Here is a 7,464-nt window from a genome sequence, read left to right on the forward strand (position 1 = left end):
AGAAGGATAAAAAAAAAACCACGGGGGAGGGGACGGGGGGACACGGGGGATACGGGGGGAGATGAGGAGCGGGTTCGGCCGGCCGGGGGGTACGGCGCGAATCCGCTCCTTCGCCGTTCGCGGGGCCCCGGTGCGCGGGCCCCGCGACCCGTTTCAGGCGCAGACTTCCGCGGCCTCCGCGACGGCGTGACCGGCCGCGGCGCCCGCGTTCCGCGCCGCCGCGATCCGCGCCAGCGCCTCCGGCTTGGCGCACGGGTGGGCGCCCAGCGCGGTGTGCCGCGCGACGATGCCGCGCTCGGCGCGCAGCAGCCGCACGCCGCGGCGCAGCAGGACCAGCACCGGCTTGCGGGCCTCGCGCAGATCGCGGATAAGCCGCCGCCGGAACGTCGTGGTGGGGCGGCCGCGCAGGCACAGTGCATCGGCCAGCAGCCCCGCCGTACGGCAGCGCTCCGCGATGTCCGCGGCGAAGACGCCTTCCGCGATGAACAGGGGCGCGTCCCCGCGGTCCAGAACCGTTTCACCGGTGCGTGCGCTGGCGCCGATGTCGTACACCGGTACGGCCGTGCGTCCCGTACGGCACAGTTCGCCGATCGCGGCGACGGCGGCGTCCGCGTTCCACGAGAGCGGCGAGTCCCAGTCGGTGCCGCCGCCGTCGGGCAGCGCCGGCAGCGTCGGGTCCGTGCCGTCCTTGTAGAAGTCGTCGAGGTTGAGGACGGGCAGGCCGGTACGGGCGGCGAGGGACGACTTGCCGGAGCCGGAGGGGCCGGTCAGCAGGACGACGCGGGCGGCGGGCGGCCGGGGCGAGGAGTGGGAGCTCACGGGGCACCATTGTCGCGCATTGGGCCGTGAGGGTTACCCGGCGCGCCTGCGCTGGAACGTCCCCGCACCCCTCAACTACGCTACGCAATCGTTCGATTACGCACATATCGTTATTTCGCTTACGCACAGGCAGGTGGCACATGGCCTCACACGCACGTCCCCGGCACCGGCGCCGCGTACCACGTTCCGCCCTGCGCGTCGGACTGGCGCTCTCGGTGGCCGGCACCGCCCTCGTGGCCGTCGGCGCCGCACCGGCCGCCGCAAGGGCTCACGGACACGCCGACAAAGCCGACAAAGTCGCGCGGACCCGCCAGGCGGTGACGGGAGCGCTGCTGCACTCCCTCGCGGGCGGCATCGGGCCGGTCAAGAAGCTCAAGCTGGACCCGCTGTCCGGGACCGCGGCGGACCCGCTGAACAACACGATCGGCACCCAGGTCGCCGACTTCAAGCCGCTGACCACGGGCCTGGTCACGGGCCCGCTCGCGGGCGGCGGCGCGCTGGAGGACCTGCCGCTGGCGGAAAAGGCCGTGGGCCTGCTGCCCGGCTGAGGGCGCCGCACATGGCGCGGAACGCGGTCCGCCCGCCCCCGTGGACGGACGGGGGCGGGCGGAAGCGTACCGGCGCGGGCGCCTGGAGAGGGGAGGTCAGACCCCCGTCGGGTGCCAGACGGTCTTGGTCTCCAGGAAGGCCAGCAGCCGCTCCGTACCGGGGTCGGCGGTCCAGTCCGTGTTCCGCGGGCGCAGGACGCGCTTGAGGTTGTCGGCCGCGGCCGTCTCCAGCGCCTTGACCAGCTCCGCGTCGGCCGCGGCGCCCGCCAGGTCGATCGCGTTGACGTCCTGGTGCGCGGCCAGCGGCCCGCCCAGCTCGTTGACGCGTCCGGACAGGACGTTGACCACACCGCCGGGCAGGTCGGAGGTGGCCAGCACCTCGCCCAGCGACAGCGCGGGCAGCGGCGACTTCTCGCTGGTGACGACCACGACCGTGTTGCCCGTGACGATTGCCGGGGCGATCACCGAGACCAGGCCGAGGAACGACGACTCCTGCGGCGCCAGGACGGCCACCACACCGGTCGGCTCGGGCGACGACAGGTTGAAGTACGGCCCGGCGACCGGGTTCGCGGAGCCCGCGATCTGGGCGACCTTGTCGGACCAGCCCGCGTACCAGACCCAGCGGTCGATCGCCGCGTCCACCTGCGCCGCCGCCTTGGCCTTCGACAGGCCCTCGGCGTCGGCGACCTCCGCGGCGAACTGCTCGCGGCGGCCCTCCAGCATCTCCGCGACGCGGTAGAGGATCTGGCCGCGGTTGTACGCGGTCGCGCCGGACCAGCCGCCGAACGCCTTGCGGGCCGCGACCACCGCGTCCCGGGCGTCCTTGCGGGACGACAGGGGCGCGTTGGCGAGCCAGTTGCCCTTGGAGTCGGTCACCTCGTACACCCGCCCGCTCTCGGACCGGGGGAACTTGCCCCCGACGTACAGCTTGTAGGTCTTGAGAACGCTCAAGCGATCAGACATCGAGGTACGCCTCCAGACCGTGCCGGCCGCCCTCGCGGCCGAAGCCCGACTCCTTGTAGCCGCCGAACGGCGAGGCCGGGTCGAACTTGTTGAACGTGTTGGACCAGACGATGCCCGCCCGGAGCTGATTCGCCATCCACAGGATGCGCGAGCCCTTCTCCGTCCAGACGCCCGCCGACAGCCCGTAGGGGGTGTTGTTGGCCTTGGCCACGGCCTCTTCCGGCGTACGGAAGGTCAGCACCGACAGCACCGGCCCGAAGATCTCCTCCTGGGCGATGCGGTGGGCCTGGGTGACGCCGGTGAACAGCGTCGGCGCGAACCAGTAGCCCGCGTCGGGCAGCTCGCAGGCCGGGGCCCAGCGCTCGGCGCCCTCGGACTCGCCCGCGTCGGCCAGCGCCTTGATACGGGCCAGCTGCTCGGCCGAGTTGATCGCGCCGATGTCGGTGTTCTTGTCCAGCGGGTCGCCGACGCGCAGCGTGCTCATCCGGCGCTTGAGCGCGTCCAGCAGCTCGTCCTGCACGGACTCCTGCACCAGCAGGCGCGAGCCCGCGCAGCACACATGGCCCTGGTTGAAGAAGATGCCGTTGACGATGCCCTCGACGGCCTGGTCGATCGGCGCGTCGTCGAAGACGATGTTCGCGGCCTTGCCGCCCAGCTCCAGGGTGAGCTTCTTGTCCGTACCCGCGACGGTACGGGCGATGGCCTTGCCGACCTCGGTGGAGCCGGTGAAGGCGACCTTGTTCACGTCCGGGTGCGCGACCAGCTCGGCGCCGGTCGAGCCGTCACCGGTGAGGATGTTGACGACACCCTTCGGCAGGCCCGCCTGGCGGCAGATGTCCGCGAAGAACAGCGCGGACAGCGGGGTGGTCTCGGCGGGCTTGAGGACGACGGTGTTGCCGCAGGCCAGCGCCGGGGCGATCTTCCACGCCAGCATCAGCAGCGGGAAGTTCCACGGGATGACCTGGCCGGCCACGCCCAGCGGCTTCGGGTCGGCGCCGTAGCCCGCGTGGCCGAGCTTGTCGGCCCAGCCCGCGTAGTAGAAGAAGTGCGCGGCGACCAGCGGCAGGTCCGAGTCGCGGGACTCGCGGATCGGCTTGCCGTTGTCCAGCGACTCCAGGACGGCCAGCTCGCGGGAGCGCTCCTGGATCAGGCGGGCGATCCGGAAGAGGTACTTGGCGCGCTCGGCGCCGGGCAGCGCCGACCACTTCTCGAACGCCTTGCGGGCGGCCTTGACGGCCCGGTCCACATCTTCGGAACCGGCCTGCGCGACCTCGGAGAGGACCTCCTCGTTCGCGGGCGAGACGGTCTTGAAGACCTTGCCGCCGGCCGCGTCGGCGAACTCGCCGTCGATGAACAGTCCGTAGGACGGCGCGATGTCGACGACGGCGCGCGACTCGGGCGCCGGTGCGTATTCGAAGGTCATGGTCAGTCCACCGTGACGTAGTCGGGGCCGGAGTAACGGCCGGTGCTGAGCTTCTGGCGCTGCATCAGCAGGTCGTTGAGCAGGCTGGAGGCGCCGAAGCGGAACCAGTCCGCGGTCAGCCACTGATCGCCCAGCGTCTCGTTGACCATGACCAGGTACTTCATCGCGTCCTTGGTCGTACGGATGCCGCCGGCCGGCTTCACACCGACCTGTACCCCGGTCGTGGCGTGGAAGTCGCGCACGGCCTCCAGCATCAGCAGGGTCACCGGCGGGGTGGCGTTGACCGCGACCTTGCCGGTCGAGGTCTTGATGAAGTCGGCGCCCGCCAGCATCGCGAGCCAGGAGACCCGGCGCACGTTGTCGTACGTCTGGAGCTCGCCGGTCTCGAAGATCACCTTCAGGTGGGCGTACGAGCCGTCCTCGCGGCGGCACGCCTCCTTGACCTGCTTGATCTCCTCGAAGACGGACAGGTACCGGCCGGACAGGAACGCGCCCCGGTCGATCACCATGTCGATCTCGTCGGCGCCGGCCGCGACCGCGTCACGGGTGTCGGCCAGCTTCACGGGCAGTGCGGCCCGGCCCGCCGGGAAGGCGGTGGCGACGGAGGCGACGTGGATGCCGGAGCCGGTCAGGGCCTCCTTGGCGGTCGCCACCATGTCGGGGTAGACGCAGATCGCGGCGACCTTGGGGGTGCCGCGGTCCAGGGGGTCGGGGTTGATCCCCTTGGCGCACAGGGCCCGGACCTTGCCCGGGGTGTCCGCTCCTTCGAGTGTCGTCAGGTCGATCATCGAGATGGCGAGATCGATGGCGTACGCCTTCGCCGTGGTCTTGATCGAGCGGGTGCCGAGGGTCGCGGCGCGGGCCTGGAGGCCGACCGCGTCGACGCCCGGGAGGCCGTGCAGGAAGCGGCGCAGCGCACCGTCGGAAGCGGTCACGTCCGCCATCGACGCCAGACGCCCCGCGGCTTCCTTGCCGTATGCGGGAACAGTGGTGGGCATGGTCACGAGGGGAGCATATCTACGCGCGTAGCTGCATGTCACCCCCTCTGCGGGGCGGGGATGGTGCGGCGGTGGGGATAATTCCGGTTTTTGTGTTGCGGTCGGGTGATACCGGGCAGATGCCCTTCCGCGGTGCGTCCGTTACACAACGGCGATTCGGCGGTCAAAGACCATCCGTACGTTATGACTCACCGCCACCGCCAGACCCTCACGGCCCCACCCGTCCGGGAGGCGGCATGCGATGTCTCGTTCATCCAGTCCGGCACGACCAGCCAGCGATGGAGTTCCCGCATGTCTGCATTACCCCAGCGCCACCGTACGATCCTGCGCACCGCGGCCGTCTGCGCCGCCGTGGCCGCCGCCTCCCTCGGACCGGTGTCCGGCGCGTTCGCCGCCGGTGCGGCGAAGGGGGGCGGGCCGACGCCTGCTGACGTCGCGCGGTGCACCGTCACCAAAAAGGTGCCCTCGATCCTCCCCGTCGAGGGCATGTACGTGGAGATCATCAACCGGCCGATTCCCGAGAACGGCCCCGAGGGCCCGCAGGCTGTCCTGAAGGACAAGGACGGCAACGTCGTCGGCGGCGTGAACCACCACCACCCCGTCAACGAGGAAGCCGGACTCAAGCTCACCAACCTGGAGACCGGCCATGCCCGGCTGTGGCAGCGCCGCTCGGTGGGCGGGGTCGCGTTCGCGCCCACCGACACCTTCCCGCTGCTGCCCGCCGGCTGCCCCGTCCACTGGGGAGCGGGCGGCGGTACCTACGTCCGTACGGTGAAGCTGGCGGACGGCGTTTCCACCGCCAAGGTCTACCGGCTCGGACCCGGCCACTACCGTGCGGAGGGCTTCGCGGACGGATACTCGTTCGGCTCCATCGAGGCGTCCGCCGACGAACCCTACGCGGCCGGCAACCTCAACGGGATGTTCACCGCGCTTTCCTCGAAGGGCGAGCTGGTCTCCTGGATCGCCAAGGCCCGCCCGAGCGGATCGCACAACGAAACGCTCGCCGACGGGAAGACCATCGCCCGGGTGACCTCAATCGGCAATGGCTATCGAGCTGACCTCGTCGACAGAGGGGGGCGCACCCTGGCCACACTGGCGGCCCGAGACGAGGTGGTGCCCTACTCGGCGATCAAGATCGGCTCCCTGTGGGCCGTACTGGAGACCGACGGCAGTATCACCTCGCACATCGCGCGCTGAGTCGGCCCCTACGCGAAGCAGCTTCGCCCATAACGCGGTTCGAGCGGCCCGCCGATCCCCGGCGGGCCGCTTTCCGTATGGGCGGGAAGCCGTCTGTAACAGGTGCTCCCAGGAGTGATGGATTTCTGTTAAGTGGCCGTTACACAACAGCGGAGGGGCCGTCACGGCTGTCCCCTACCTTCATAAGTGCCGCACCGCACCGCAGCAGCTTCTGGCCCCACCCGTGGAGGACGGCGGATGTGGTCTCGTCGCCGAACGGCCGACCATTCAACGGGGGTTACCCATGACCGCATTGTCCGCACACCGCCGCACGCTGCGCACCGCCGTCGTGTCCGCGGCGCTGGGTGCCGCCCTGCTCGGCTCCGCCTCCGGCGCCTTCGCCGCGACGCCCGGCACCGCCGTGACGGCCGCTGCCGCGAAGCACGCCTCCGACGGTGCCGGCCGCTACGCGGGACAGCCGGTCTACATCGGCAGAGGCATGGTGGCCGTGCTGCGCAACGTGCCCTCGGCGGACGGCCCCGAGGCGTGGATCCGTTACGTCGGCCCGCAGTGGAAGTCCGGCGACCGGTACATGGTCCGGGTGCTCGGCCTCCTCGACCGTAACCACCCGACCGCGCAGATCAAGGGCCTGCACCTGCGTCTGTCCGGCGTCTCGGGCGCGTCGCCGACGCTGCACGTCGGCGGCGGCAGCCGCGCGAGGACCTATGCGCTGCCGAAGTCCGGCGCGCCGTCCACCGGCGGCAAGGAGGCCGGCAAGCGCGGTCAGGGCGGCAAGGAGGCCGGCGGGCACGCCGCCGTACCGACCACCCACAAGCCCGGCGGCACCGATTCCGAGCGCCGAAAGAGCTGCTCCGTCACCCGCCGCGTGGCCATCGGCGGCGGCACCCTCGCCGCCATGACCAACAGCTCCAAGGGGCCCAGGGTGACGTTCGAGGACGGCCCGGGCAACGCGGTGCCGGGCGCCTACCTCGACCGTACGCACCCGACGCTGGCCCGCTTCGGCGCGAAGATCGTCAGCCCGTACAGCGCCCGTCCCACGTTCCGCTTCAAGATGCAGGGCGGCAGCTACCCGCCCGGCTACGCGAACTTCCCCGCGCTGCCCAAGGGCTGCGCGCCGGCCGCGAAGCCCGGCACGGGCGGTGCCTCCGGCGGTACGCACGCCGTCAAGGCCACCGAGAGCAAGGGCGCGGCCCCCGCCGGCGTGCAGGCCACCCCGACCAACACCCAGACCAAGACGCTGCCCAAGGGCGCCGTGGCCGCCGGTTACGACGCGCCGGAGGCGCCGGACACCACCCCGCTGTTCGCCGCGGGCGGCGCGTTCGCCGCGGCCGGTGCCGCGGGCGTCGTCTTCGCGGTACGCCGCCGCCGGCAGTCCGAGGGCTCGTGGTGCTGAGCGGGCGTCCCGCGGGGCGCCGGGCGGACCGCCTGCTGCCGGCGGCCTGTGTGCTCCTCCTGGCGCTCGGCGGCGTCCTGCTCGCCCGCGGCGCCCTGGGCGGCGGCGCCCCCTCCGTGGCGC

Annotated in this window: 7 protein-coding genes; 3 read left to right on the forward strand and 4 right to left on the reverse strand. The window is 71.7% G+C overall.

The genetic code is table 11. From position 1 onward, the window contains the following. Positions 1 to 153 precede the first annotated feature (153 nt). Positions 154 to 819: a uridine kinase family protein gene (locus tag IH45_RS0141830; RefSeq protein ID WP_030682091.1), complete on the reverse strand. Its 666-nt coding sequence runs from the start codon at positions 817 to 819 to the stop codon at positions 154 to 156. A 140-nt stretch (positions 820 to 959) separates the two neighbouring features. Here IH45_RS0141830 and IH45_RS0141835 point away from each other — a divergent pair, with 140 nt between their 5' ends. Then, positions 960 to 1,367, forward strand: a complete 408-nt coding sequence (locus IH45_RS0141835) for a hypothetical protein (RefSeq protein WP_030682094.1) — start codon at positions 960 to 962, stop codon at positions 1,365 to 1,367. 96 nt (positions 1,368 to 1,463) lie between these two features. On the opposite strand, the gene IH45_RS0141840 is transcribed toward IH45_RS0141835, so the two are convergent. From IH45_RS0141840 to deoC, 3 genes are read right to left on the reverse strand one after another with little or no spacing between them, the layout of a single operon-like run. After that, positions 1,464 to 2,330, reverse strand: coding sequence for an aldehyde dehydrogenase family protein (locus IH45_RS0141840; RefSeq protein WP_030682098.1), 867 nt, complete (start codon positions 2,328 to 2,330; stop codon positions 1,464 to 1,466). Next, on the reverse strand, positions 2,323 to 3,753 hold the full coding sequence (locus IH45_RS0141845; RefSeq protein ID WP_030682100.1) for an aldehyde dehydrogenase family protein: 1,431 nt from the start codon (positions 3,751 to 3,753) through the stop codon (positions 2,323 to 2,325). The genes IH45_RS0141840 and IH45_RS0141845 overlap by 8 nt, the downstream gene beginning before the upstream one ends. 2 nt (positions 3,754 to 3,755) lie before the next feature. Next, a complete protein-coding gene (deoC, locus tag IH45_RS0141850; RefSeq protein WP_030682104.1) occupies positions 3,756 to 4,751 on the reverse strand; it encodes a deoxyribose-phosphate aldolase in 996 nt (331 codons plus the stop codon). 291 nt (positions 4,752 to 5,042) lie between these two features. Between deoC and IH45_RS0141855 the strand changes: the two genes are divergently transcribed. After that, positions 5,043 to 5,948 (forward strand): hypothetical protein, encoded by a 906-nt coding sequence (locus IH45_RS0141855; RefSeq protein WP_030682108.1) that lies wholly within the window; start codon positions 5,043 to 5,045, stop codon positions 5,946 to 5,948. 283 nt (positions 5,949 to 6,231) lie between these two features. Continuing rightward, a complete protein-coding gene (locus IH45_RS0141860) occupies positions 6,232 to 7,341 on the forward strand; it encodes a hypothetical protein (RefSeq protein ID WP_030682111.1) in 1,110 nt (369 codons plus the stop codon). Positions 7,342 to 7,464: the final 123 nt, after the last annotated feature.

The sequence above is a fragment of the Streptomyces rimosus subsp. rimosus genome (genome assembly GCF_000720725.1).
Lineage (GTDB): Bacteria > Actinomycetota > Actinomycetes > Streptomycetales > Streptomycetaceae > Streptomyces > Streptomyces rimosus_A.

What these genes read in the sequence shown, in the direction of transcription:
- IH45_RS0141835 (WP_030682094.1), top strand. Translation starts at nt 960, where the DNA reads ATGGCCTCACACGCACGTCCCCGGCACCGGCGCCGCGTACCACGTTCC.
- IH45_RS0141840 (WP_030682098.1), bottom strand. Translation starts at nt 2,330, where the DNA reads ATGTCTGATCGCTTGAGCGTTCTCAAGACCTACAAGCTGTACGTCGGG.
- IH45_RS0141845 (WP_030682100.1), bottom strand. Translation starts at nt 3,753, where the DNA reads ATGACCTTCGAATACGCACCGGCGCCCGAGTCGCGCGCCGTCGTCGAC.
- deoC (WP_030682104.1), bottom strand. Translation starts at nt 4,751, where the DNA reads ATGCCCACCACTGTTCCCGCATACGGCAAGGAAGCCGCGGGGCGTCTG.
- IH45_RS0141855 (WP_030682108.1), top strand. Translation starts at nt 5,043, where the DNA reads ATGTCTGCATTACCCCAGCGCCACCGTACGATCCTGCGCACCGCGGCC.
- IH45_RS0141860 (WP_030682111.1), top strand. Translation starts at nt 6,232, where the DNA reads ATGACCGCATTGTCCGCACACCGCCGCACGCTGCGCACCGCCGTCGTG.